Source organism: Novosphingobium sp. SG707 (assembly GCF_012275515.1).
Taxonomy (GTDB): domain Bacteria; phylum Pseudomonadota; class Alphaproteobacteria; order Sphingomonadales; family Sphingomonadaceae; genus Novosphingobium.
Window position 1 is genome coordinate 51,890 of the sequence record NZ_JAAZQL010000011.1, and the last position, 25,194, is coordinate 77,083.

The 25,194-nt window shown below is 60.8% G+C and carries 25 protein-coding genes and 1 pseudogene; 10 read left to right on the top strand and 16 right to left on the bottom strand.

Annotated elements, in window-relative coordinates:
* Window positions 1-6: 6 nt before the first annotated feature.
* From FHW92_RS22235 to FHW92_RS22275, 9 genes are all read right to left on the bottom strand, one after another.
* Window positions 7-273: a hypothetical protein gene (locus FHW92_RS22235; protein ID WP_349237737.1), complete on the bottom strand. Its 267-nt coding sequence runs from the start codon at window positions 271-273 to the stop codon at window positions 7-9.
* Window positions 254-2,785, bottom strand: coding sequence for a TraC family protein (locus FHW92_RS22240; RefSeq protein WP_168605482.1), 2,532 nt, complete (start codon window positions 2,783-2,785; stop codon window positions 254-256). The genes FHW92_RS22235 and FHW92_RS22240 overlap by 20 nt, the downstream gene beginning before the upstream one ends.
* On the bottom strand, window positions 2,782-3,456 hold the full coding sequence (locus FHW92_RS22245) for a TraV family lipoprotein (protein WP_246870363.1): 675 nt from the start codon (window positions 3,454-3,456) through the stop codon (window positions 2,782-2,784). Before FHW92_RS22245 ends, FHW92_RS22240 begins: the two co-directional genes overlap by 4 nt.
* A 23-nt stretch (window positions 3,457-3,479) precedes the next feature.
* Window positions 3,480-4,808 carry a TraB/VirB10 family protein gene (locus FHW92_RS22250; protein ID WP_168605483.1) on the bottom strand — a complete coding sequence of 443 codons (1,329 nt, stop codon included), beginning with the start codon at window positions 4,806-4,808 and terminating at the stop codon, window positions 3,480-3,482.
* Entirely contained in the window at window positions 4,805-5,581 is a 777-nt protein-coding gene (locus tag FHW92_RS22255; protein WP_168605484.1) for a type-F conjugative transfer system secretin TraK, read from the bottom strand. Before FHW92_RS22255 ends, FHW92_RS22250 begins: the two co-directional genes overlap by 4 nt.
* On the bottom strand, window positions 5,565-6,200 hold the full coding sequence (locus tag FHW92_RS22260; protein WP_168605485.1) for a TraE/TraK family type IV conjugative transfer system protein: 636 nt from the start codon (window positions 6,198-6,200) through the stop codon (window positions 5,565-5,567). Before FHW92_RS22260 ends, FHW92_RS22255 begins: the two co-directional genes overlap by 17 nt.
* 5 nt (window positions 6,201-6,205) lie before the next feature.
* A complete protein-coding gene (locus FHW92_RS22265) occupies window positions 6,206-6,472 on the bottom strand; it encodes a type IV conjugative transfer system protein TraL (RefSeq protein WP_168605486.1) in 267 nt (88 codons plus the stop codon).
* A 129-nt stretch (window positions 6,473-6,601) separates the two neighbouring features.
* Window positions 6,602-6,916: a hypothetical protein gene (locus tag FHW92_RS22270; protein ID WP_168605487.1), complete on the bottom strand. Its 315-nt coding sequence runs from the start codon at window positions 6,914-6,916 to the stop codon at window positions 6,602-6,604.
* A gap of 205 nt (window positions 6,917-7,121) precedes the next feature.
* Window positions 7,122-7,937: a DsbC family protein gene (locus tag FHW92_RS22275; RefSeq protein ID WP_246870364.1), complete on the bottom strand. Its 816-nt coding sequence runs from the start codon at window positions 7,935-7,937 to the stop codon at window positions 7,122-7,124.
* A gap of 374 nt (window positions 7,938-8,311) precedes the next feature.
* Between FHW92_RS22275 and FHW92_RS22280 the strand changes: the two genes are divergently transcribed.
* The 6 genes from FHW92_RS22280 to FHW92_RS22305 all read left to right on the top strand — a co-directional run bounded on the left by FHW92_RS22280 (window position 8,312) and on the right by FHW92_RS22305 (window position 12,765).
* Window positions 8,312-8,716 (top strand): hypothetical protein, encoded by a 405-nt coding sequence (locus FHW92_RS22280; protein ID WP_168605488.1) that lies wholly within the window; start codon window positions 8,312-8,314, stop codon window positions 8,714-8,716.
* 150 nt (window positions 8,717-8,866) lie between these two features.
* Window positions 8,867-9,277: a transcriptional regulator gene (locus FHW92_RS22285; RefSeq protein ID WP_168605489.1), complete on the top strand. Its 411-nt coding sequence runs from the start codon at window positions 8,867-8,869 to the stop codon at window positions 9,275-9,277.
* A gap of 18 nt (window positions 9,278-9,295) precedes the next feature.
* Entirely contained in the window at window positions 9,296-9,922 is a 627-nt protein-coding gene (locus FHW92_RS22290) for a GntR family transcriptional regulator (protein ID WP_246870369.1), read from the top strand.
* Between the two features lie 154 nt (window positions 9,923-10,076).
* A complete protein-coding gene (locus FHW92_RS22295) occupies window positions 10,077-10,208 on the top strand; it encodes a benenodin family lasso peptide (RefSeq protein ID WP_168605491.1) in 132 nt (43 codons plus the stop codon).
* Between the two features lie 95 nt (window positions 10,209-10,303).
* Window positions 10,304-10,975, top strand: a complete 672-nt coding sequence (locus FHW92_RS22300) for a lasso peptide biosynthesis B2 protein (protein ID WP_168605492.1) — start codon at window positions 10,304-10,306, stop codon at window positions 10,973-10,975.
* Entirely contained in the window at window positions 10,975-12,765 is a 1,791-nt protein-coding gene (locus FHW92_RS22305) for an asparagine synthase-related protein (protein WP_168605493.1), read from the top strand. The genes FHW92_RS22300 and FHW92_RS22305 overlap by 1 nt, the downstream gene beginning before the upstream one ends.
* On the opposite strand, the gene FHW92_RS22310 is transcribed toward FHW92_RS22305, so the two are convergent.
* The 4 genes from FHW92_RS22310 to FHW92_RS22325 all read right to left on the bottom strand — a co-directional run bounded on the left by FHW92_RS22310 (window position 12,753) and on the right by FHW92_RS22325 (window position 19,246).
* Window positions 12,753-14,912 carry a prolyl oligopeptidase family serine peptidase gene (locus FHW92_RS22310; RefSeq protein WP_168605494.1) on the bottom strand — a complete coding sequence of 720 codons (2,160 nt, stop codon included), beginning with the start codon at window positions 14,910-14,912 and terminating at the stop codon, window positions 12,753-12,755. The two genes, FHW92_RS22305 and FHW92_RS22310, sit on opposite strands and share 13 nt — an antisense overlap.
* Window positions 14,913-14,974: 62 nt before the next feature.
* A complete protein-coding gene (locus FHW92_RS22315) occupies window positions 14,975-17,359 on the bottom strand; it encodes a TonB-dependent receptor (protein WP_168605495.1) in 2,385 nt (794 codons plus the stop codon).
* Between the two features lie 238 nt (window positions 17,360-17,597).
* Window positions 17,598-18,677, bottom strand: a complete 1,080-nt coding sequence (locus tag FHW92_RS22320; RefSeq protein ID WP_168605496.1) for a FecR domain-containing protein — start codon at window positions 18,675-18,677, stop codon at window positions 17,598-17,600.
* Window positions 18,674-19,246, bottom strand: coding sequence for an RNA polymerase sigma factor (locus tag FHW92_RS22325; RefSeq protein ID WP_168605497.1), 573 nt, complete (start codon window positions 19,244-19,246; stop codon window positions 18,674-18,676). Before FHW92_RS22325 ends, FHW92_RS22320 begins: the two co-directional genes overlap by 4 nt.
* A gap of 338 nt (window positions 19,247-19,584) precedes the next feature.
* Between FHW92_RS22325 and FHW92_RS22330 the strand changes: the two genes are divergently transcribed.
* Together FHW92_RS22330 and FHW92_RS25910 are read left to right on the top strand one after the other, a co-directional pair.
* Window positions 19,585-19,863 carry a type II toxin-antitoxin system ParD family antitoxin gene (locus tag FHW92_RS22330; protein ID WP_168605498.1) on the top strand — a complete coding sequence of 93 codons (279 nt, stop codon included), beginning with the start codon at window positions 19,585-19,587 and terminating at the stop codon, window positions 19,861-19,863.
* Between the two features lie 117 nt (window positions 19,864-19,980).
* A complete protein-coding gene (locus FHW92_RS25910; protein WP_349237740.1) occupies window positions 19,981-20,184 on the top strand; it encodes a hypothetical protein in 204 nt (67 codons plus the stop codon).
* A gap of 236 nt (window positions 20,185-20,420) precedes the next feature.
* On the opposite strand, the gene FHW92_RS22340 is transcribed toward FHW92_RS25910, so the two are convergent.
* Window positions 20,421-21,479 carry a MucR family transcriptional regulator gene (locus FHW92_RS22340; protein WP_168605499.1) on the bottom strand — a complete coding sequence of 353 codons (1,059 nt, stop codon included), beginning with the start codon at window positions 21,477-21,479 and terminating at the stop codon, window positions 20,421-20,423.
* Window positions 21,480-21,795: 316 nt separating this feature from the next.
* Here FHW92_RS22340 and FHW92_RS22345 point away from each other — a divergent pair, with 316 nt between their 5' ends.
* Together FHW92_RS22345 and FHW92_RS25915 are read left to right on the top strand one after the other, a co-directional pair.
* Entirely contained in the window at window positions 21,796-22,041 is a 246-nt protein-coding gene (locus tag FHW92_RS22345; RefSeq protein WP_168605500.1) for a hypothetical protein, read from the top strand.
* Between the two features lie 194 nt (window positions 22,042-22,235).
* Window positions 22,236-22,430: pseudogene (locus tag FHW92_RS25915) on the top strand (hypothetical protein); the annotation flags it as partial.
* 521 nt (window positions 22,431-22,951) lie between these two features.
* On the opposite strand, the gene FHW92_RS22350 reads toward FHW92_RS25915, so the two are convergent.
* Together FHW92_RS22350 and FHW92_RS22355 are read right to left on the bottom strand one after the other, a co-directional pair.
* A complete protein-coding gene (locus FHW92_RS22350) occupies window positions 22,952-23,815 on the bottom strand; it encodes an SDR family NAD(P)-dependent oxidoreductase (RefSeq protein ID WP_168605501.1) in 864 nt (287 codons plus the stop codon).
* Between the two features lie 448 nt (window positions 23,816-24,263).
* The gene (locus FHW92_RS22355) at window positions 24,264-25,079 is read right to left on the bottom strand and encodes a hypothetical protein (protein ID WP_168605502.1); all 816 of its coding nucleotides are present in this window, start codon (window positions 25,077-25,079) and stop codon (window positions 24,264-24,266) included.
* Window positions 25,080-25,194: the final 115 nt, after the last annotated feature.

Below are 25,194 nucleotides of genomic sequence, written 5' to 3' on the forward strand. Positions count from 1 at the left end.
CCCCGATCAGCAAAAGGCCGCTGGCAAAACAGGCCGCTGCAACGATGGTCCCGGCGCGCAGAACCTCGAGCCCGGGGCGGCCAAGCACCAGGCCTCCGGCGATGACCAAGTCCCCATAATGAAAGTCTCGATGATCATCAGGCGAAGGCGCCATTGGAAGGCTTGGCTCTGCGCGCGCTCGGCCACCCTCTGTTCGATCATTGCCTCGATATCCGGGTTCCTGATCCAGTCGAGCTTCAACGGATCGGTATGGTCAACGTGATGGCGTGTCATGCGAACCTCCCATGAGATGAGCGGTGCCAAACACGTCCTGCGGATCGACGCCTGCCAGTTCGCACACCGCTTCGAGCGGACTGCGTCCGGCGCGGACCAAAGCTTCGAAGGCGGCGACCTCATTGGGAGCGGAGGTGTTGATCCAATAGCTGAAGGGATCGACGACCAGCCGCGCGATGCCGAGCCCGAGCGGACTGTCGATGAAGACCTCGGAATAATGAGGCTTGGCGTTGCGGACCGATTTAAGCAGATCGAGGACGAAGCCCGAATAATCGAGAATCTTGTTGTCGACCGCCTTGTCATAGGTCGAGCCCTGGAGCAGGAATTTGGTCGCGGCATTTTCGAGGATCACCTGACCGGTGCCGCCAAAGAGCGCCAGATCGTTCATGCTCTGTAGCACGATGCCGAAGCTGCCCTGATATTTGCGCGCGCGGCGATAGCCCTGCCCGAAAGCTTCAGCGAGCCGTGAAAGATCCTGCCCGTCGCTGCGGGTCATGAATTGGGCGGCCTCGTCGCACAGCACGAAGCGGGGCTTGTCGCGGGCCGAAAGGTACAGCTCCTGGGTGACCGCGTTCACGACCACCATCACGATCACGTTGAAAAGATCGGGCAGGGCTTTGAGGCGCTCGAGTTCGAGCACGACGAACTCGTCGCGGGAGATGTCGAAGGTCGAAGGTCCGTTGAAGAAATGGCCATAGGCGCCATCCGACCCGAAATCGCGGAGATTGAAGGCCAGTTCGCGCGCGACAGGTACGAGATGATCGACGCGGTCGAGGTCGGAACTGGTGTTTTCGGGATAGCGCCCAAGCCAGGCCCGCACCGCATCGATGCCGTCCTCGCCGCGCCCGCCATCGACCGTCCATTGTACGGCCGATTTAAGCAGGTTCCATTCCGAGGTGGTAACCGGCTTGCGGGTCGAGGCATTGGCCATTTCGGAAACAATGGCGACCGCCATGGCAATGGCGGACTGCTTGTCTTCACCATCAAGCGCCAGTCCCATGTCGAAGGGATTGAGGACCAATCTTTCCTCGCCAATGTCGATATAGCGGCCCGAGCAAAGCGTGCAGAGCTTGCGGTAGCTGCCGCCGATATCGATGATGCGGATGAGGGAGCCTTGGGCATAATATTGCTGGCACAGGTTGTTGAGCAGGAAGCTTTTGCCCGCGCCACTTTCGGCTGAAACGATGAAATTGTAATTGTTGATGCGCGGATCGAAGAGGTCGAGCGTGACGAGCTGGCCCTTGCGCCCGACATAGAGCAGGGCTGGGCGTCCGCCCCCGCGAAAATCGGTCTGGACCGGCGCCATCAGCGCGGCGGCTTTGACCGGCATGCGAAAATCGCGTTCCAGCAGTTTGAGCGTGCGCTTTTCCGGGTAAAGGCCGAAGGGCAGACTGGCGGCGAGCAGGACGGGGAGCAGATAGCTTTCCTCCTGCACCATGAAGGGCAGGGGTTCCGACTCCCACAGCCGCTTGGCGCGGGCCGCCATCTCGCGGGCCTGCGCGCTGTCGCGCCCGAATACCCACATGGTCGGGATCACCGAGACAAAACGGCTGTTCGAAGCCTCGTCGAGGATCCAGCCGATTTCCTCGATCTGCTTGCCGACTTCCACGGCAAAGCTGCCGGCGGCCTTTTGCGCAGAGAGAATTTGCGCGCGCTTGTGAATTTCGAACTGGGAATGATCGAACAGGACGGTGAGGCAATAGAGGAAGGGGCCGCCGATCTGATCGCTGTCCTCGGCGCTCCCGCGCATCCCGCCCATCAGCCGATTGGCGCGCTCGGCGGTGATCCTCCGTGCGGGCGCTTTGGGGGTGAGGCAGCGTGCGACCTGATTGCCGAGAAAGACTTCGGGCCCTTCGAAACAGAGATCGGGACCTGCTTCGATGATCTGGCGCGCGATGGGCGGGGCAGGCATGCCCCCGATGCTGTCTCCCAGAAACACGCCGGGTGCAGTGGCAAAGACCCCGTTGAAGATGCGCCGGTAAAAACTCACCAGTTCTTCGGGCGCCAGACGCCGTATCCCCATCTTCGCGAGTTGCTCCTCGACCTGACGGCGAAGATCCGCACCGAGCTTTACCCTCGTCTTGATCGCCAGGAACAGACGGAAATCGCGGACGGGAATGCCATGGAGCGCATCGAGCCCGCCGGTGCCGGCGCGCAGATAATCGGCCATGCGCCGTGCTGATGCCTGCACCAGCGGATCGGGCCGGAATTTGAGATCGAGATAGGCATCGAGCGCCGGGTCGATCAGCGGATCGGCGAAAGTGATGAGCTGGAGGACGGTGCCTTCCGGGAAATGGATATTGAGCAGGCCCTGCAGCGCCTGACTGACATGGGCGAACATATAGGCGGAAGGAACCAGTTCCCATGCCTGCCCCCAGCCATCATCGATGCAAAGGAAGGCTTCCTCCTCCTCGACCCAGGCGACCATCGGCAGGAAATCGGAATAAGCATCGCGCTCGACAGCGGCGCGCAGACGGCGGACTGTCAGGCCCGGGCGACCCGCCGCGCTCACGGGCGGGGCTCCGCCAAAAAGGCAGAGGTCACCTTGTCATCCTGCGGCACCTCGGCGGGCATGGCATCCTTATCCCGCGTCGAGCGCAAGACGGGCGGCGTCGGCACGCGGCCGGCAGGTTCGACCAGATAATCTCCGACCACCCAAGCGGGCTGGTCGATGATCGAATAGACATAGCGCGCCATATAGAGCCGGTCGGGCCGCTGCCGGTCGGCATAGGGCAGAATGAGCGTCCGCAAGGTGCGCGAGGGTTTCAGCATCGGGGTGGCATGACCGGCCGCCAGCCCGCCCATGTCACCGGCCGAGGGTTTTGCCGACAGGCCTGCCACGATTTGCGCAGAGCCCCTGGCTTTGCCTGACGGCTTCAGCGCCTTGTCCGGCATCTGCCCTTTTGCCGGAGCGGCGACGGGCGCTGCAATCTGCTCCGGCGCAAGGAGCTTGCGGTCATTGGTCACCGCCGGATCGGATTTGGACGGGCGACCGGCAACGGCATCGGCCCAAGCCTTCTCGGGATGAATGCATTGGCCATGGTCGCTGTTCTTGCAGGAGAACTTCTCGCTGTAGGGCGACATCATCGAACCTACCGCGGCGCAGCCTGAGAGCGCGATGAGCGGCAGGCCCAGCAGGATCTGGCGGCAGGGTTGCATGAGGGGATGAGGCTGGATCATCATGTTGTCTCCGGTTGAGGCGCGCATCAGAACTTCACTCCCGCGCCGGGTTTGATTTCGAGGGTGACGCCTTCCTGGATCACGACAACGACATCCTTGGCGGCCCCGACTTCGACGATGGGGCTGGCCTGACGCGCGAGGTCGAGATAGAAATCGGTCAGTTTTTCCGAGGATTTGGACAGGCCTCCGGCAATGCCGGTTTTCGCTGCGTCTCCGGCATCAAGCGTTCGCACGCTGCCGAGCGCCGAGGTCGAAGTGCTGCCAAAAGTGCCTTCGACCGATTGCGAGATGCCGCTGACCGTTCCGGCGATGAAGGCGCGCGCAAGCGTTGCCCCGGCCCGCGTCACCACCTTGCCTGAGAGACCCTTCTTGCCGTCGGCATCGACAAAGAAGCCTTTGACGGGTTGATCGACGACCGAATGTTCATCGAAATCGACGCAGGAAATCGAGACGAGCTGGATCTCGACCCGCTCCTTGGCCAGACTTCCGGTGGCGTTGCCGATGACAAAGCAGCCGGCAAGATTGGCCTTTACCTCATTGGGCAGCACGGCGGGCGCCTGAACCCGGGCGATGATCGGTTCGGGGTTGCTCGTCGCGTCCCGACTGGCGAGAGCGTCGATCCCCGTCAGCAGCCGCGCCTTCATGAAACCAGGCGGCAAATAGATCGTCCGATTCTTTTTTTTGGCAAGGGACGCGGCATCGCTTGATGCCTGCGGGACGAGCTGGCTGGTTGCCGAACCGATCGCGCCCACGGTTTTCTCGACAGGGGGAGCGGGCGGCGCGGGCGGTGCCATCGGCCCGGTGGGCGGTGCGGGCAGTTTGTCGGCAGCGGCGCCGATATCGCCTGTCACCGGAGGCGAGGGCAAATGCGGCGCACTGCCGGGAAGAGCAGGGGGCAGATCGCCATCGCCGGCCGAGCTTGCTCCACCTGCGGATCTGGCGCCCGGCGTAACCTTGCCCTCTTCAATCGCGCTGACGCGATCGCCGAGCAATCGCTGGCCATCGAGCACCTTCTTGAGGTCGCCTCGCAGCTTTTCCTCAAGGCTGTCGCCGCGCAGGCCCGCACCCATGTTGAGCGAGGTGGATTTAGCGACCGGCTTGGCCTCTTCCTTGTGGCTGGTCGCGGTATAGAGCCCAAGACCGAGTACACCGACGCTGAGAGCGACAGCCAGTTGCCGTGCGCGCAGTTTTTGGCGCGCGGAGAGGCTTTCCCAACGGGTCTTCCAGTCCTGTGCTGAAGGAGAAGCGTCGCCCTTCCCGGAACTATCCTGCGCTGCCTGACGGGCGAGGTGCGCCTGATAGGTCGAGGGGCGTTCACTTTCCTGGCCCGTGTCCGGATCGACCTCGCCGCTCATTGCGCGGCTTCCCTGCGAATGACGATCAGCCGGGCGCTTTCACCGGCCGCGAGACGGCCACGATCAAAACTGACCGCGAAAATGTGTTCGCCCAATGCCGGATCGATAAAGGTGCGTTCCTCCAGCGTGATGGGCGCGGAGGCGCGAACCCAATATTCCGAAGCGGAAAGGCCCGATCCTTCGATCGCAAGCCGGCGGTGTTCCGCGATTGTGACCGCCGGAACCCCGGAGAGCCGAATGGCCGCTTCGGAAGGCGCGATCTCAGAGAAGGATGCGGGGATACGGTTGCCCAGGATCGCCATAGTGATCGATACCGCACGATCTTCGTCGGCCAGCGGGGCGAGCAAATCGCTATTGGCTTTGGCGCGCTGGCGCGCTCCCGGCGCCAGCGCCACGGTCTGTGCAGGAATGTCGGCGGGTTCGGCATAGAGCGGATAGGTCGCGCCGTTGCAGGTGATGAAGAATTCGGAAGGCTGCGTCACATAGAAGCGCGTCACCTGTCCGGCATCGTCGATCTGCCTCACGAGAAATTTGATCCAGGCATCCGAGCCGCCCTTCTCGACCGCCAGCCCCTTTTCCTGCGAGAATTTGACGTCCTCGATATCGCCGCCCTCGCAGACGACATGGTTGATGTCGTGGTTCGAGAGGCGGATGCGGCTGGTCTGGTCGGGAAGCGCGCGGATGGTCTGGGCGCCCGCCGGCATGGCCATCAGCAAGGCTATGGCTGACAAGATTGCGTGCGACGGCGTGCCGGGCTTAATGGGTTTCGGCATCGAACTGCTCCTCGGAAAGGCGCGTCAGCCAGAAGCGACCGTTCTCGATCGCGTAGCCAATGTGCAGATTGCCCCGGAATTTGCGGATCACGCCGCCGATCACGCGCACCTTCTCGACCGGCACGGTGATCATGCTGGAGGTCCAGATGACGGGCTGGTCGTTGCGGATATAGGTGGCGATCGAAAGCGTCGGATTGTCGGCCAGATCGTCGAGCACGCCATTGAGGCTGTCACGCATCGCATTGTAAGCCGATGGGTGAGCCAGCCCGAGCAGCTCCTGAAACTGCCGGTCGGCTGAATAGCCCGAGTAGGTGCCTGAAAGCCCTACGATGTTGCGAGTCATCGCGACCAGATAGGCCTGCGAAGGCTTGTTGCCCGAGACATAGAGATCGCCGGTGGCGCCGAAGGGCACCACCACGGTCCGCGCATTCTGGTTGGTGGTGTAGATCACCATGCCGAGTACCGCGGTCACGCCGAACATGCCGGCGATGGCCGCTTTGAGCAGACGGTTCTCCTCAAACAGATTGGCGGAGCCCTGCAGGTAGCGGTGGATCCCGAAACTCGCCGGTTTGCCGAGCAGCGGGTCGGTGCCGGCCTCTTTGCGTTGGAACAGTCCCATGGCGCCTACTCGAAGAAACGGGTTTGGGTCGGACCCGGATAGTGAGGGAAGGAGACAAGGCCCCAGCGCCACGCCAGATGGGCTAAAAACCCGCGCGGCTTGCTGCGCTTCCAGGGAATAAAAAGGAGAAGAGCCAGGATGAGCATCCATCCGAGCATTCCGCCCACGATCGCCGCCACGAACACGCTCGAGGTGGCCAGCATGAACTCGTCCGATCCGAACCACAGGATCTGAACCGGTCGATGGAGATATTGCGGAAGGCGCTCGTCCATGGCCCTTCTCCTCCTGCTTCATGACACCTGCGAAGGTGTCGGTTTCCAGGAACCGACCATCGGTCCCCAGCTCGTTGGCGGCAGCGCTGCGCTGATCGGGTCACCCCTGACGCAGGCGCGCCGCATGGGTCAGACGACCATCCCGAAGGTCTGGAGAATGCTGTCGGCCTTGATCAGGCAGACAGCGGCAACAATGGTCGGGATGCCGATCATGATGTTCGAAAACAGGCGGCTGACCCCGAACAGGAAGGCGGCGACACCGCCCACAAAGCCAAGCGGCCCCTTCACGCCCTTGTTCACGACGATATCGTAAATGTCGTAGCCGAGATCGCCCTGAGCCGGTGCCTGGAAGGCATGGGCGGGACCGGCGATCAGGGTCATCACGGCAAAAGGGAGGCCGAAATTGGCCAGTGCAAGCGCGCGCGAACCATATTTGCGCATCATGGTACTACTCCTTGGAAATGGAGCCGCCCGCGATATGCCTGCCGGCATCGATGACAGATCGGTGTCGGCCGGGGCGTCGGTGGACGGCTCCGGGAGCCCGTCGCCTCCGGCATCCTGGTTCATCCGCCCGTGCCGCGCGGCACAGGGCAGGACGCCCGCCAGAAAGAGTGTGTGCGACCGGCTGCAGCCCTGATGCTGCACGCGATCAGCGCGCTGCATCGGAAGCGGCCTTGAGCGCAGGTTTGGCATGCCGGTCGAGAAAGGCTTCGAGTTCGGCCTGCTGAAATCCCGAGATGAGCTTGCCATCGACGATCAGGGTCGGCGTGCCGGAAATGCCGACACGGCCGACCAGCTCGGCATCCTGCGCCACTCTGGTGTGCCCGGCCTCGCATTGCCGCAGGATCGGCGGTGTTTGGCCCGAATAGGCAGCGCGGAAAGCGGCCTCCTTATCCGGCGAGCAAAGGATATGCTCGGCTTTGGCAGCCGCGGTGGGATGGATGCCGCTCACGAAGAAGACGAGGCGGCGCACCGGTTTGCCCTCAGCAGCTTTGGTGTTCCAGAAGCGTTCGAGCGCCTGACAATAGGTGCAGTCGGGATCGGTGAACTCGATCACCGTCGGCGCGCCTTCTGGACCGATCGCCAGGGCTTTGGCCGGGTCGATGGCCTTGAGGCGGCGCGAAGCGCCCTGTTCCTGCGCCAGCGCCGTCAGATTGACCCCGTTCTTATCATAGACCGAGGCGAAGAGCAGATGCTCGCTTTGCGGCGCGTAATAGATGATCCTGCCACCGGCATTGGCCTGATAGATGGGGCCATGGACCGGCGATGGCCCGAAATCCTCGAACTTGAGGTTCGTGAAGGTCTGATGGAGCTGTTGCTGGGCAGCCTGCGCGGCCAAGGCCAGCGCCTTTTCGCGGTCGGCTTTGCCGGCATGCGTGTCTTGCGCCCGGGCCTCAAAGAAAGGCATAGTGCCGATTGCGAAAGCGACGAGCAGGCTCACGCGACGGATGCGCGTTTTTGACATGAGCGAAACCTCCATTGTGGTCCCTCAAGGGACTGCCGGGGTCGAAACGCGTTGAGCTGGATCTGCCGATCGTTTGGGCTGACCGCTCAGGTCTGTCGTTTCGACATGGACTTGAGTGCCGACATCGGCCCCCGCCCCGCAAGAGAGGGGGCAATGGAGTTCCGGTTTGAGGAAATCCATTGCCGGTTATCGGCAATCCATTTCCGAAAACCGGAAATACACTTCCGGTTTCGTCCTTTGTTCTTTTGCAGGATTTTGCGTGGCGGCACAGAATCGCCCTGTGCCGACGAGCGCTGTCTTCGGGAGGCAGGGGCGCGTCGTCAGTTGGAGAGTGAAAATTGGCAAACCCGCGATCGCGAGCCTACAAGCTGCAATTGTCGCAAAGCGGCATTCACTTATTCCTGCGCTGCCATAGCCGACTATGCGGCACAGTCGGGGATTTCCTGCCCTATGGCAGCACGCTGTATGTCGCCGCTTCCTTGCTGCGTCTGTGCCCGGAGCAGGATCTGCCCGGGGAATTGCTCGCCCTGGATATCGAGGCCTATGGGGGCCGCCTTGTCCGTTATGTCGGGACGTCGCCGACCCTGTCCGGCGTGGTCCAGGAGATTGCACGGCGCATTGAGGAAAGCGGGCTCGTTCATCCCGCGCCCCAGACCTGGAAAATCTTCCTCGCCGCCCTCAACCATATGGAAACTGCTTCCGATCAGGAGCTTCTTCGCACCTTTTGCGCCGTTGCCGGTGAGATCGGTCGTCCTCCCGGGCGCATGGGCAATCCATAGGTACGCGCGTACGACCATTTTTCTGGCGTGACGAAAAATGCTGCCGTTTACAGGAGCTTCTCCTCATTGACGGGCGGATTTTAATGCAACACTCTTCACCTATAGGGCAATGCGCTTGGGCCTTTGAGACGCTGTCAGGGGGACCTGCAGATGACGCTTCAAAGTCCGCAAGCGACTGATGTTGAAATATTCGCCTTGATCAAGGAGCTTTCCGGCAAGCTCATCGAACGACGCCGACGCCGCGAGCACGTCTCGCAGCAGTTTCTGGCAAAAATTGTCGGACGCAGCGAAAGATGGCTGCGCGAAATCGAAGGCGGTGTCGCCACATCGAAGTTCGAAGACCATGTCCGCTGCGCTCATGCGTTGCGGATGACGACGCCGCATCTGTTCATTCCTCTCATGGCAATGGAGCACAAGATGGCCGTTCCGCACGAACTTCTGATGCAGGACGATCTATGGGATCTCGAACGCGAGATGCTTGCGGCGGTAGAGCGCCATCAGGTCTCGGCGCTTGCGCGTCTGGCCAGCAAGCCTGTTCAGCCGGGTTCGCGTGAGCGATAAAAGGCGGGACAGGTCATGATGTCACCCAGACCTGTTGCGGCGGAGCGAGCCTACGGCCTTTTGAAGGGCGATGTTCTCTCCGGTCGGTTCGCTCCCGGATCGACGGTGATCGAGCGCCTCATGGCCGAAGAATATGGCGTATCGGTCTCGCCGTTTCGCGATGCGGCGCAGCGTCTGGTCGGCGAGGAGCTTCTCGAGATCGGCACGGGCGGCGGCTACCGGATTCCTGCGATCAGTGCCGATAGTCTGCTCGACCTCTATCACTGGCACAGCCATCTGGTTCGCCTCATCCTCAAGGTGCAAAAGCCGGTTCAGGCCATGCCCATTTCCTCTTCTGACATGGCGCTGGTCGATCTCGCTCAGATCCCTTTGGCGATGACGAATTGCTTCCGCATGCTGGCCAAGGCAGCACCGAATCGCGAATATGCCCGGGCGCTCAGACTGGCGACCGACAGGCTTTATGTCGCCCGGCTCCATGAGGGCGCGGTCCTTACGAATCTTGGGCCTGAGCTGCAGATGGTCGAGACCGCGACCGCTTCGGGTTCGGGTCTCGACCGCTATGAGATCCTGTGGGCCTACCATCGGCGACGGATCAGGCGGGTCGGCCGGATCGCCGAACTGATCAATTCAGCAAAAAACCGATAGATTTCAGAAACTATTCTCTGGCCGGCTGACCGCCAGCGGGCCTGCCGGTCCGAGATAGGCGCTTACGCGGGATCTAATAGATTCGGCGGCGCCAGGCCTTCCACCGTACCTTGATCGGGCTGCAATGGTGCAGCGTTGAATGAAGGAGATGGCAATGGAACGCGAACATCTGAGTGATGAACTCATCGTTCTCGGTGCAGTCACCGAGGAAACCAAGGGCATTTCCAATGTGCCCCAGCTCGACAATCAGGGCAATTTCGGCGGCGGGGGTCTCTCCGACGACTGATCCTTCCGGCGGCGCGTTGTTTTTCGGCGCGTCGCCAACTTCCATGGGCGGCAATTCCTTTGGCGCCCGATCGAAATCCCGATGGGAGAGGATGGATGGGCTTGTCCCTTGGCGAGAAATGGTCGTTCTGCGTGCCCGAGGACCAGGTCATCCTCATGGATATCGCAAGCAACACCTATGTGATGTTGCCGCCCTCGCTGGCCTCTTCCTTTGACCGGTTGCGCATGCATGAACCCCTCGATGGCCGCGATATGCCGGGCATGGCGAAGCTGCTCCAGGCGGGCATCATCGCCCAGCAGGAGGAGCAAGGCGCGATCCTCCCTTGCTCGCTTCCGGTCGAACCAACCTGCGGATTTGACGATCGGGATCTGTCTGGCTGGTCGGCCCACGATCTGCTTCAGGCAATCCTTGCTCTGGGCAGGGCCCGTTATGCGCTGCGACGGCATGATCTTGCGGGAATATTGGCTCAAATACGGGACCGGAAGCAGAGCTTCACCGGCACGGAGGTTGCAAGCGCACATCGCCGCGCGCGAGCCATTGCTGCGGCCTTTTACCGGCTCAATGCCCTGGTCACCCGCTACGATCAGTGCCTGCTGCGATCGCTGGCCATGATGCGCTGCCTGCTTGCCCATAGGGTGCCGGCCAATCTGGTCTTCGGGGTGGCGACGAGGCCCTTTCGCGCCCATTGCTGGTTGCAGCATGGCGGCCTTGTGCTCAATGACACACTTGAGGGAATTGGAAATTACACACCAATTCTGGTGGTCTGATGCGCGCCGACTATCTTGTTGCATGGAGCTTTGCTGCCGGCCGCGGCCATGATGACCTCAACCGGCTTGGCGGAAATCTGGGGCTGGGTCTTGTTCATCAGGGGCGCCAATTATCCCTCTTCGCCAGTCCCGGGCAAGTGCTTCAACTTGATCCCGACAGCGGCCTTCTGGTCATCGGGCGATTGTTCAAGGGAACCAATCCTGTCCAAATCATCGATCGCTTCAGTGCCGGGGAGTGGCAACGCCTATCGTCCACTCGGGGCGAAGCCCTGATCGAGGATTTCTGGGGAGCCTATGTCGGGTTCGTTCCGGACGGCGAGGGGGGCAGCCTGCAGGCGATCCGCGATCCATCCGGGCAATGCCCATGCTTCTATCGGCTTGAGCCGGACCGCATTCTTTTCAGTTCGCGCGCTGATATTCTTGAGGCCGCTTCGGGGCATAAGGCAGACATAGATTGGGAAGCCCTTGCCGCTCATATCGTCTGGCCGATGGTCCGCGCGCAGCAAACGCCTGTTAGCCAGATCCATGAAATCCTGCCCGGGATGCGGCTTACCGCCCAGCGCGGAAACGTATCGAGCAGCCTTGCCTGGTCGCCGTGGAAGTTTACGCGTCAGGCCCGTTCGCTGCCTAGCCGGGAAGAGGCGGTGGCCACGCTTCGCCGTCGCATCATTGCCTGTACCGATGCCTGGGCGTCGGAGGCCCGGCATACACTTCTCGCCGTTTCGGGTGGTTTGGACAGTTCGATCGTTGCGGCAGCGCTCGCAGCTTCGGGCCGGAGTTTTACATGCCTCACGCTTTATACCGGGCAGGCGGCGGGCGATGAACGTCCCTATGCCTGGCAGCTGGCCCGGCACCTCGGCGTCGAATTAAAGGAGGAACCGGAACGCGTCGACTTCGTCGATCTTGCACGCAGCGAAGCCAGACATCTTCCGCGTCCGATATCCCGCGCTTTTGCCCAATCGGGCGACCGCGCGCATCAGGAACTGGCGGCAAGGCTCGGCGCCGACCAGTTCATGACGGGCGGGGGCGGCGATAATGTGTTCTGTTTCCTCCATTCGGTTGCCCCGCTTGCTGATCGCCTGATCGTGGCGGGCTCGCGCCTTGGCAGTCTGCAAACCCTGATGGATGTCGCGCGATTGAATGAGGTCAGCGTCCTTACCGCGCTATCGGGCGCGCGTTCCAAGATCCGGCAGGTTGGCCAACCGCACCGCTGGCCCATGCGAACAGGCTTCCTGTCCCGCGATCTCGTGCGGAGCCTCGCAGGGCCACCGTCGCACCCATGGCTGTCGCCGCCGGGGGATGAAGTCCCCGGGAAGATCATGCATACGGCCTGGCTGGCCGGGATCCAAAATCATCTCGAAGGGTTTGGCCGGGAGTGGCTGCATCCTTTGCGCGCGCCGCTGATGGCGCAGCCGGTGGTCGAACACTGCCTTACTATTCCATCCTGGATGTGGTGCAGCGGCGGGCAGGACCGCGTCCTTGCGCGGGAAGCCTTTGCCGACCTTCTGCCGCCCGCGATCGTAACGCGGCGATCCAAAGGCACTCCGACCGGCTTTGCGATGCAGCTTTTCGAGGCCAACCTGCCGGCGATCAGAGCATTGCTGCTCGAGGGCATGCTGGCAGGACAGGGTATTGTTGATCGCTACGCCCTCGAGGCCTTTCTCGCGCGACCTGATCCGCGCGATGTCGTGGCTTATATGGAAATCATGGCGCTGGTGGACGTCGAGGCATGGCTCAGAGCCTGGGCCATGCCATCGCCGCATATATCGCGCCGCGATCATGTGCCGTGAGGCTTGGGGGCGGGTAGCTCGCTCTTTAGCTCCCTCCAATGCACGATATCGGCGGCGCTTGCTGCATTGTCCGATGCGTGATCGAGCAGCCAGAAGTCGAACCAGTCGATCGAGCGCCGCATGCGGGACAATTGGTGGGCGGGCTCGCGGGTTATCAGGTGGCCCTCATTGGGGTAGATATAGAGGTCCGAAGCGCCGCCGGCATGCTGGATCGCCGAGAACAGTTGCAGGGCCGAAAGATATTCGTTTTCCGGGGTCTGGATCAGGAGCGAGCCTTTGATCTTTTCGGCGTTGAGGGCCGGAGAGATCGCCTTCCACCTTCCATCCTTGTCATCAAGCGGATGGGGCACGTTCAGAACGTCGAGCAGCCCGGTGTTCCAGCCATGGCGAGCCGGATCGATGAACATCATCGTGGCCGGGTCGATGGTGATGCCGGTGCCGATCACGACCGTCTTGAACAGGTCGGTGTGGCTGAGCGCATAAGCGCCGACCATGCTGGTAAAGCTGTGTCCGGCGAGCCCGACCCGCGTGGGATCGATGAGCTTCTCAGCGGCAAGCTGGTCGATGATGGCCTTGTATCCGGCAATAGCGGCGAGATGCGGGGCAAGGGTCTGCAGCTTGCCATCTGGCGTTGCGGTCATTCCGACGGAATTGTTGTGATTGACGCACAGGGCAGCCATTCCTCGCTGCGCCAGCATTTGCTCGGGAGCCAGCGAGGTAAACCCTCCGCGAAGCAGGCCGCGGCAGCGATAGCTGGTGATCACCAGCGGCACCGGCCCATTTTGATGGCGCGGCGTTACAAGAAAACCGGTGAAATTGTCCCCGCCCGCGCTGCGCCAGGTGACAAAACGCGCAGGATTGAACTGGCGCTGCCGCAGGGCAGGATTGGGATCGAACAAGGTTACCGTTTCGCCTCTCGTTGTATCGACGCGGACAAGACGGGGCGGTGAAGTGGGGCCTGCATGGATGCAAAACAGATAGGCGCCTTGTGCCGAGCAAGGCCTGTTGCTGTAGGTCGATCCACCATCGAGCGAGCCGTCGGCAGCGCGAATGACCCGCGTGGTTCCGCTCTCAGGCTTCCAGCCATACAGCGCCGTCCAGGTGGAGTAATCGGCCTCATGCGCGATGACGAGTTCGCGTACAGCCGGGTTCCAGCTGACGCCGCGCAGGGCGGCCGAATGGGTGAAACAGAAGGCTGCGCTGCATGCGCGCTCGCTGCCGTCGGGCAATTGGGCAACCACCTGATAGGTCGGCTCCTGCAGGAATTTTCCGGGCGGCGAGGTTTGAACCAGACGCGCCGTCAGCTTGCCTGACGCGATCGAGATTGTGCGGTCGGCATCGCCTTTGCCCGCCCCCGACAGGACGGGATTGGATTGCGTGCCGGTTGGAGCCACCATCAATGGCGCGCGCTTGAAAGTCCCTCGCAACGGCACCAGTTTCTGCCGTAATTCGCCGGAAAAGGCCTCCCGCGCGCTATTGCCCTGGCCGACATAGCGCATGGTCGACCACCGATGGCCGATGAGGAAATTGCTGGTAAGGCGGCTTCCTTCCAGCGATACGGATCGATCAATGTGAATGCCGTCCCGGTGTTCCTGTGCCTCGGCCTGATCGATTGATTGCCGTGATGCGCGAACGCCGATCTCGGCCTGGCGCTCGCCGGGCAAGATCCTGAATGTCTCAATGTCGGCGCCGTCCGACAGTGCTACCTCGTCCCCTCCTTTGGGCGCGATCCGGTTGATCGTGACCCTATTGCCCCGCAGCGTCTGGACATAGAGGGATTTGCCGTCTTCTGCCCATTGCGCCTGACCATCGAGGATCGTGTCAAACATCGGTTGCCGCAGCGGCAGGCTCGGATGTCCAAGCGGGACCGCTGCCTTGTGGCTTCCACGCAGTTCGACCCAGAACCACTGGACGGTGACGCTGTTGCTTTTGAGGGACGGGGTAATCACCCGGAAGGCCGCCAATCGACCATCAGGCGAGATGGTCACGCTGTCGAGGGTGCGCGTCCCCACCAGATCCTGCAAGGTGACCGGCGCGGCGGTGGGCGCGTCAGTTTTTCCGACTGCCGGCATGGAGCCCATTGCCCAAAAAAGTGCGACGGGCATAAAAGCGATTTTGTGCATTTTAAAAATCCAGATGGCGAGCATAGGCGGCTGCCGCCCAGCGGTACGGCAGCGCGATGGGTGGGGAGCTAAGGTCGTGGGAGGCGTTACCAGTTCTTGCGAATGCCAAGGCCGATGAGCCTGCCGACCGGCGAGTAATTCGTCGTGTCATAAGGGGCGTCATAAGCCGCACGGGTACGGGTGATGTCCGGGCCGGCGTTCGTGATGTTCTGGGCCGAAAGCGCGATGTCAACGCCATCGAGTGCGCCGCCTGCAAGACGCAGACGACCGCTCAAATCCAGCGTTGCCATCCCGCTGACCGGCGTTGCCGGTGTGTAGCGGGTGTCGCTGACTCCGCCGATGTAATTGACGAAACCGGCAAGAGAGGCTCTTGACGAGTCCCAGGCCATACCGACACGGCTGCGGAAATGGGGCGGGTTATAATAGGTTCCTGCCAGGGTAATCGTGCCCGCGCCGGGAAGCAGTTTCTGCTCGCTGTCGAGATAGCTGGCGGTTGCCGACAGCGTGATGCGATCGCCGTTACTCATCGCATGCTGATATTCGGCAGAAAGGTCGATGCCGCGCAGCTTCTGCGTTGCAATGTTGAGATTTCGATCATCGACGATCGCCACCACATTGGCCGGATTGAGGGCCGCGCCCGAGTAATTGTAGACGACCTTGTCGGCGAGCGCATTGGTGACCGCCGATGTCGCGGGATTATAAGTCAGGACGCTGGCATAGGCCGGATTGGAAAGCGACTGCTGCGGCAGGGAAATGGGCATGATGACCCGATTACGATACCTGATATCGAAATAGCCCAGCTCGATTTTGAGGCCGCGCACCCGCGCCGGGTGGAAGGCGAGGCTCGTGGTCCAGGTGTCAGCGCGTTCGGGCGACAGGTCGGGCCGCCCGCCCAGCAGAAAGATCGCGGTCGATCCGGCAGGGTATCCGCTGCCGCCCAATGTACCGACGGCATAGACGCTGGCGCTTTGCGCGGTATATCGCTGAAACAAAGTGGGAACCTTGAAGGATTGACCCCATGATCCGCGCAGGTCAAAATCCCCGCTCGGCGCGTAAGCGAAGCCAAATTTGGGCGTGACGACCTCGTCAACGCCAGGATAGTTGTCATATCGGGCTGCCGCGCTCAGCGCGAGCGAGCGGATGAAGGGAATATTCTGCGAGGCTCCCACCAGCGGAATGTGCAATTCGGCAAAACCATAGCGCTCCGCCTGACTGGCTTTGAAATTGCTGGCGGCATACATGCTGTCCTGTCGGAACCGATCCCGGCGATAGCCGCCGCCCACCGCCAGTTTCGCCATGCCGCCGGGTATTTCGAGGAGCGGGCCGTCGGCCTTCAGCTCAACCGATACGGCGGTGTTGCAGGTGCAGGTCAGTTGCGTTGTCGAGGTGGTTCCGTTGCTCGTCAGTTGCTGAACCAGCCTGGCCCGGTCTTCTCCGTACATGCCTGAGAGAGAAATCAGCCAACTGCTCGAGGCTGCCCATTGCAGCGTAGGGGCTGCAAAAAAGGACGATGACCGGACGCGCGAATTATAGGCCGCGGCATTGGCTGCGGTGCTCAGCGAATAGCCACGCTGATCGGTGCGCCAGTTATAGCCGCCATCGACGCTGAATGTGAGGCTTTTGGCGATATCCTGATGGAGGTTGATGATCGCGCTCTGGTGCTGGATGAAAGGGTAGAGAGTCAGGCCGGGATTGGTCACGGCGGCATAGGAGCGCTGCGAGGCGAGGATGGCGGTGTCTTTGCCATATTCATACGAGACCACCGCGCCGCCATTGCGCCAGCTTTTTCCGGCAACGATATCATACTGCTGCTGCCGGTCACCACCCTCCGTGGCAAGGCCGAAGCGCGCGCTGGTTGAGAGGCCCTGATAGTCGCGCTTGAGGATGACGTTGGCGACGCCCGCCACCGCGTCGGAGCCGTAAAGCGCGGAGGCGCCATCGGTGACGATTTCGATCCTCTCGATGGCATCGATGGGGATCGCGGAAATATCGACGCTCTGGCGATTGCCGCCATTGGCCACGCGGTGCCCATTGACGAGGGTCAGCGTCGCATCCTGCCCGAGGCCGCGAAGATTGATCGAAGTTCCCGAACCAAAATTCTCGCCATTGGCGACCGGAATGCCAATTCCGATGCCCGGATTTTGGCCTCCGGTGAAATTCTGGGGTATCGATCGCACCACATCGCCCAGATTGCCATAGCCCGATGTTGCGATCTGCTGGCTGGAGATCGTGATCAACGGCCCGGTGGCGGCTGTGCCGCGGATCTGGGACCCGGTGACGACAATGGCGGAACTGCCCGCATTCACTTCTTTGGATGTCTGGAGAAATCGCTCCCCGATGAGGATACTTCCATCGCGACTGGTGGCCGTCAGGCCGGAATTGCGCAGCAGGATGTCGACAGCTTCGCCTGGCGTATAGGTGCCATCGAGCGCTGGGGCTCGTTTGCCTTTGACCGATCGCCTCTCGAACATGATTTCCTGATGCGATGCGCGGCCGATGGTCCTGAGCGCGGACCCGAGATCCTGCTCGGGAAGATGGTATTCTTGTCTGTCGTCTGGCCCGGCCATCGTCGGCGAGAGCACCGCGATGGCTGAAAGGGCAATTGTGGAACTCAGGATGTACTTTCGAACATTTGCCATACTAACCCCCATGGCGCCGATTGCCTTGAAATTCGGCGTTCAGGGGGGAGCGACAATCAGCGGGGCATGTTTATGAGGGGGGCTGGCAAATATTTTGCGGGCCCGCCGGACACGAGCGGGCGAGGGACAAGCTGTTGGGAGAGGCAACGAGTGTCAGCCCCAGAAGTCCTGCAAGATTTTGCGCAAGATGCTTCGTATCCGTTACCCGAAATGTACCCGAGACCCGGATTTCGTTCACATCGTCTGAGCCGGCAACAAGAGGCTGGCCGGCGTAGCGATTAGCATCAGCGATCAGATCACCCAGCCGGACATTCTCATAGTCGCGCAAGCCATCCGGCCATTGCGCATCGCCATTGTTCGTGTCCGAAGCCTGCGCCAATTGCAGCACGCCGCCTTCCTCAAGCGAAATTTGCTGACCGGGCGTAAGACGAAGCGGAGGGCCGCCCGATTGCCCTCTGGCGTCAGCCATGGCGACATCGACAGCTCCGCGTAGGAGGTGCACCTTGATCCGGCGATCATCGGCCACGGTCACATCGAAGATGGTGCCGCGCGCGGTCACGGTGCCGCCGCCTGCGGACACGACGAAGGGGCGGGCTTCGTGAGCCACTTCAAAACGGGCATGGCCGCGAACCAGGCGCAGGTCGCGCTCAGCCTTGCTCAGCGAGACCAGCAGCAGGCTTCCTGTATCGAGCGTGACGGTTGAGCCATCGGCAAGTTTGAAGGAGCGAATTTCGCCAATGGCGGTCGCGAGTTTTTGGGGCTGGGCGCCTGACGGAAGTGATACCGCAATCGGCGGCGATGAAACGAGGTTGCTGGCAGGAAAGTCGCTATGCCAGTGAAAGGCCCCGATTGCGGCCAGCCCGACAAGAGCGGTGCCGACAAACGCGAGGTGCATCCCGCGACGGTTTTCTCTTTGGGGTTTCGGCAGATCCGGCTTCTCGGTTTCGCGGGTTTCATTTAGAAATTTGCCCAGGCTGAAAGTCTCGGCAATCCGGTTATACGCCATTCGGTGCAGCGCGCCGCGCGCCAGCCAGGCTTCAAATTCCTGACGGCGGGTCTCGGCCTCGGGACCGCGCATGATGGTGAACCAGTCGGCCGCCTCATCGCGCAATTGCCCGTGAGAAGGCGGTGTTTGAGCTTCTTCCATCATTCCTGTTCCAGGGCAGCGTCAATATGCGCGAGCGCGCGTGCAACATGATATTGCACGGTCGGGATGGAAAGGCCCAGCCTTTCTCCGATTTCCCTATAGGGGAGCTCTTCGACCCGGTGAAGGAGAAAGACTTCTCTGGTCTTGTCAGGAAGTTCGCTCAAGGCCTGCCGATAGATCCGCATCACATCTGCCACCTCGAGACGGTCACCCTGGTCCGGAGGCATTGCGTGCTCATAGCCATCGTCGAAGGACACGCGGAAGCGTCCAAGCCTGTTTTCCAGCCGCCTTGTTCGATTGAAGAGCAGATTGCGCGCGATGCGCTGCAAATAGGCTGCCGGTCGCTCCGGAATATCCTTCGCCATGGCGCCGACCAGTCTGGCAAAGGCTTCCTGCACGAGATCGCTGGCGTCATCTCCGCTGCGCAGGCGCGAGCGAAAATAGCGCCGAAGTCTGGGTGCCTCCACAGCATAGATTTGACTAAGGTCTGTGGTCTCTGCCTCGTGGTCATCACGGCGGACAGGTTCATTCACCTGCCGCGCCCGATCGGGGCGTTCGGTATAGAAAGACATGAAACCACGGATCCTCACGGCACGGCAGAGATCTCCCCGGAAGCAACCGGAGATCATCTTGGGTGAGGTGGGCCGCGTCGTCGCCTGATCGGACGACTGGCGCCCGACCCGTGGGTCGAGCTTCGATATACCTGACAGGACTATCCTGCGGGTGGCTGCCAGCGTTCCGGCCCGCGTGCGTCAATATGTGACCAATCGGGGACTCAATCAAGTCGCTGGTATTGAAGAGCGCTTAATACGTACAAGGGAGCAAACGTCATCGCTGATGATGCACGATCAGGCGCTTGAATTGCACCTTTGATAGGATTAAATCCTATTGACACCTCAAGGATGGTTCCATGCGCACAACTCAGCAACTCAGCATCACACTGCCGATGGAAATGGCCGCGCAGGTCCGTGCCAAGGTTGCTGCGGGCGAGTATGCCAGTGAAAGCGAAGTGATCCGTGACGGCCTGCGGGCCCTGCAAGCCCGAGACAAAGCCATTGAAGCCTGGCTGCGCAATGAAATCGCGCCTGTCTATGATGCGCTTAAATCTGACCCTGCTCGCGTAAGATCGATCAGTGACGTGAAGGCCGCGCTGGCCGCCGAGCATCATAACGACCCCAAACCGCGCTGATCAATGCCGCACCGGGTCGTATTCGCGCCGGAGGCAGAAGCCCAACTGATCGCTCTATATCGCTATATTATGTAAGAAGCGTCGGGAGAAATCGCCGGGCGCTTTGCGAATGCGATCATCGAGCATTGTGAAGGGCTTGCCGCTTTCCAGCATCGCGGGACACCACGCGATGACATTCGCCCAGGCCTGCACACCATTCCGTTTCGTCGCCGAGTCATCATCGCCTATGCGGTGGATGCCCATCAGGTGGCGATACTCGGTGTCTATTATGGTGGTCAGGACTTCGCTGCCGGTTGGGCTGGCGATGAACAGCAGCACTGATCCCAATGTGGTGAGTCCTGCTGAAATAGTCGACTGTCGCGGACCCAATAGAGAGTGACCATTGGCAACTTGATCGTTGAATGACCAAGATCCGGTGCCAAAGGCGTCGAGCTGCAGGCCCCTCGGAAGACACCGTCTAGCACCGGTCGTCGTTCTTGTTTATTCAAGACCTCGAAGCAAAACGGCGCCCGTCCCTTCAGGGGCAGGCGCCGCTCCGTATCCATCCATTCCGCGCGTCACGCTTCCTGTGCGGCAGGAACCTCGGTTTTCGCAGTCGATTTTTTCGTTTTGCCATGGTTGGCGGGGGCAGGAACTGATTCGAGCGTAACTGCCGGTTTCGGATTCGCCACCTTGCCCTTAACCGTTTTCGCGGCGGCGGCCTTCGCCTTGGCTGGCTTAACGGCGTTGCTTCCGGTGGCCTCAACTTCGGTCGACGAGGCAGATTTTGCCTTTGCCGCGCTACGCTTGCGCACGCTCGTGCCGTCCGGGATCGGATCAGCAACAGGCGCATTGGATGCGCGAATGGCGCTTGCAGCGGCCTCGGGTTCACGCGCCATACGCCGCTTTCTGGTCGCCACCGGTTTTACCGGTTCGGCAGGCACAGTCGCATCGACGGGCGCCGAGGCCTCTTCCTTGACTTTCCGAGAGGGACGCGCGGGTTTACCCTTGGTCTCGGCGACAGTTTTTGCCTCGGCAAGCGGCGGCGAGGCCGTAGTTGAGGCAACAGGAAGCTTTTCGGTTCTGGCCTTTGACTTGCGGGCAACGCTCTTTGCCGTCACGCTCGAAGCGGCATCTTCTTCCGTCGCCGGAAGCGCCGCCTCTTGCGTCTCTGCAGGAACGGCGACCGTTCCGGCGGCATCATTGAGGCGAGCGGCACTCTTGCGGCCAAGCCCGATCTTTTCGGCGATCTCGCGGCGCATCGCAGCAAAATTCGCCGCGACCATCGGGTAATCGGGCTTCAAACCATAACGCACGCGATATTCATCGGGCGTCAGTCCGTTGGTCGCAAGATGCCGTTTCAATGTCTTGTATTTGCGTCCATCGATCAGACTGACAAGATAGTCTGGCTTGATCGAGGAACGCACCGGTACCGCTGGTTCGTAAGCAACGACTTCGGGTACAGGCTCGGCTGCGGGCGCTTCGTCCAGCCCGACAATCGCCAGATGCATGGACTTGAGGAAAGCAGGAACATCCTCGGCAGCAGGATTCACATTGGGGTTCTGGAGCCAAGCGATGGTAATATCGCCGGCCAGTTCGATGAAGTTGGGCGCACCTTCGGAATTGTTCTCGGCCATGATCGTCCTCATGCAGATGAGGGCCGCGAGGGTTAGACCTCTTGCAGTATCAGGTCAAATATTTGTCACACAAAACGCTATATAAGCCCCTTGGGGATCGGGATAAGCGATATCAAGCAAACGTAGACCGACTTCTTTGCGTGTACAGGGCATTGGTCAATCCCATGCTAATGCGCAAAGGCGGATGCAAAGGTGGCGCGGCAGTTGAGGACCGTCGGGGATGTATCGCCTCCGCTGCCCTTTTCCTGCTGGTCTTCCACCGAGCGTCGGGTATGGCTGATGCAAGACCCGATCATACCACTGATGGACATTTCCGATGAAAACCAACCGTGCCCTTGAAGCCGCCCGAGCAAGGGAAAATCGGGAGAAATGCCGCGACTGGCTGATCCTGCATATGAGCGACGGCAAGCCCAAACTGCACACCAAGGATAGCTATCGCGATCTGGCCCGTCAGCAGTTCAGCTGCTCGAGCGCAGCCTTCAACGATGCCTGGATCTGGGCGGTGGAGGACACAGGCCGTCAGGACTGGTATGAAAGCAGGGGGCGCAACGAAGAAGCCTGATACGGTCGTCCAGCGCTAACCTAAGGCACCATCATGCGGCGCGGCTGCCTTCCGATCGCCCACCTCCCAGCGCAATAAGTGGGCGATTAGAGACTTGATTAGGCTTACCCATAGCGGTCTCTGGTTCAAAAAGTTGGGGCTATTTCTGCTTAGGTATAGACCCACGAGCGCCTATGAAGGTAGCGGCACAAACCATGAGTATCATAGCAACCATCATGAATTCGTCGACGGGCTTGGTCATTCAGAAGATGAAGTTCGAGCGCATGCCCAAGCCGTGGGTGACGCTCCATCTCGAATCAGGTGAACAGGTTACGGCCGACCGTGTCCATGTCGGCAAACCAGCGCCGGGCAAGTTCAGCACTCCGGTTGGAGTCTGGGTAACGCCAAAGGGAAAATCACGAGCTGCCGTGCTTGGCGGGAAGCATTGCCGTCAAACCGGACATTCAGGGCCCTCAGCCAGCACAACCGGCCATTCATTGGCGCCGCCTTGAATGGCCGGTCCTGGTAAAACGGAGCTCCGGCACCGAGTTGGCAACCTATCATCTCAAATTACCTGTGCGGCAGAGATGCGCCTGGTATCTTACCGGTTACAGGTTCCCTGGCGAGATTTCTTGTGGTGCGCCCGTAAGCCTGGCCTGGATGACACCTCGTGACGAATTGGAAGTATCTCGGAATGAGATTCATCGCCTTTACAATGTCGGTGGCCGGTCAACGGGCGCCGGACTTTCGCACTTCACCTGGCATCGACGCTGCCCACGAGCCATTTAGGCAAGTAGGTCATGTCGCATGGTCTGACCGGCGTTAAATCGATCGGACCGGCAAGGATCACGGCTAGGTGCTGACCTTGCTGGCTAGTCGACGCCTGGATCCCGCAGATCAATTCATATGCAGTCAGTCGCGGGCCTGCACCTCAGGCCGTGTGGACGAAATCCACACCGGTTGCGCTCGTTGCCGTCTGCTCGATGGCGGGATCGACGCTGCTGTGATCCGGATTGCGTTGCTTGACCATTTGATCGACGCGGGCGCGCATTTTGGGTTCGACATGACTGGCGTGAGTGAGAATCCAGAACTGCCCATCGATGATCGCGTCGAACGTGACACGGGCAACGTCTGCCGGGTCCATCGCGTCCGGGGAATCCAGAACGGATACCTTCTTCCCGTCGACCTCGCGAGTCCCGGCGATCGCCGTTCGCACGAGTGCCGGACAAAGAACCGAGATTCCGATGCCGCTCCTGTCGGCCGACAGTTCGCGATAGAGCGTTTCTGACAGACCAACGATTGCGTGCTTGCTCGCAACATAGGCGGCGTTACCGGGCATGCTCAGGAGTCCACCAACCGAAGCCGTGTTCAGGATATACCCCGATTTGCGCGCGCGAAGGCCCGGCAGGAACGTGAGAAGCCCGTTCACGACACCCCACACGTTGATGTCGATCATGCGGCGCCAGTCAGCTTCACCGGTTTCCCAGGTAAGGGCGATCTTGGCGATGCCGGCGTTGTTGCACACGAGCCAGGGCTCGCCGAGCTGATCGATCGTCTCCTGCTCGAGGTGTCGGATCTGGTCGATATCGCGGACATCGGTCTTCACGGCGATGGCCTTGACCTTCAAGGCTTCGACCTGAGCCTTGGCTTCGAGGAGTGCCTCTTCTCCGATATCTGCCAGTGCGACGTGCATGCCGCGGCTCGCAGCTTCCAGCGCAAGTGCGAGGCCGATGCCGTTCGCTGCCCCGGTGATCACAGCGACACGGCCTTCCAGCATGTTGGCATTCGACGTCATCACGCACCTCACTAATTTCGGAACGAGATGCCTATAGACAGCGGATGGCGGCTTGTGAGGTGACGAAAGGTGAGCACGGCGTGGTCACTGTGAGCTCTCCTGCAGTAGAGCAGCCCGATTAGCTTCCGGATCGCGACCACATTTGGTCAGTCGGCTGAAACTGACTGTCTCCCACTTCAGGCCTACTATATTTGAGTCGGGAAGGTATAGGCCGCTAACGCCCAGCTATCCCCCTGTCCCTTCTGCCATTATCCGGGTTCCATTACGACGGGCTTGTCGCCGGACACATCGGCTGACCGCCGGCTGCCACTCCCCCCATATGCCGGTGAGGCAATGCGCCGGCCGCCCGCATCTTCTCCGCCCTCCCCCCGCGCGGCGGTCGGCCATTGCTGGAAAGCGGTGGCTCAACCGTCCGAATATCCATAATTGCAGGCGAGCAATGTGCTGGTCAGGATATGGCCGCGATCATTGGCCTGTCACGGATGTTTGGGCTGATAAGCCAGGACGGCATTCGAGAAATAATTTCGCCGGCCAGCAGTTCCTGAAGGGCGATATCCTCTGCAGTCCGTTGGTCAATCTGGGTGGACCATGTGACGAAACCCTGTTCATCGCACATCTCGACCGTAACCCTCGTGCAACCCCCGTCTGATCGACACGTCCCGTAGAGCATTGCCCCGGCTCCCGTATGCTGCACTGCTTCAGGCACCGTGAATGCGCGATCCTTATATTGGAATACCATCATTCGCGGCGCCAGTTTTAACCTGGTCCGCTTGCTCAGTGCGAATATGAGTTGATCGGTCAGACCATCAGCGAAAGCATTCGCATGTTCGCTCCTCGACAGGGCCCGGAACGGCATGATCGCAAGATCGACCGACAGACGCTTCACCACTTCATCGACTTCATTGGCAGCTTCGGATCGGGCGAACCTGGAAAGGATCTCGAAAGAGGGCACATAGCCGCCGGTCGGAAGGGTCACCCGGACGGGATCGCGCTTTCCCGCCCCTTGATAATGTTCGCTCAGCTTGCGCCTGAGTCGACGAGCCTCGACTCGCACAGCAGAATCGATCCTTGGATCATAGGGCGCGGATCGACCGTAGAGGGCGTCTCCGATCACCAGCTCTTTCAGAGTGTCACCGCGCCCCTCCAAGGTCTCGCTGACCACATATTCCAGCAGCATATACAGGCCACTGCTCTTCGCGAACGCGGCACTGGTGCGCAGATCCTCGAGATGGCCCTGTATAAGGGATTTGTCCTTGTCGGTCATCGCCGCCTCCAGGCATAGGAGTCATACGTGCATGCTAAAAGGCAGCGATCATCACCGACGATTTAATAGTTCCAAAAAATTCCAAATCAGGCCGGCTGCCGCTCACGCAATCGGG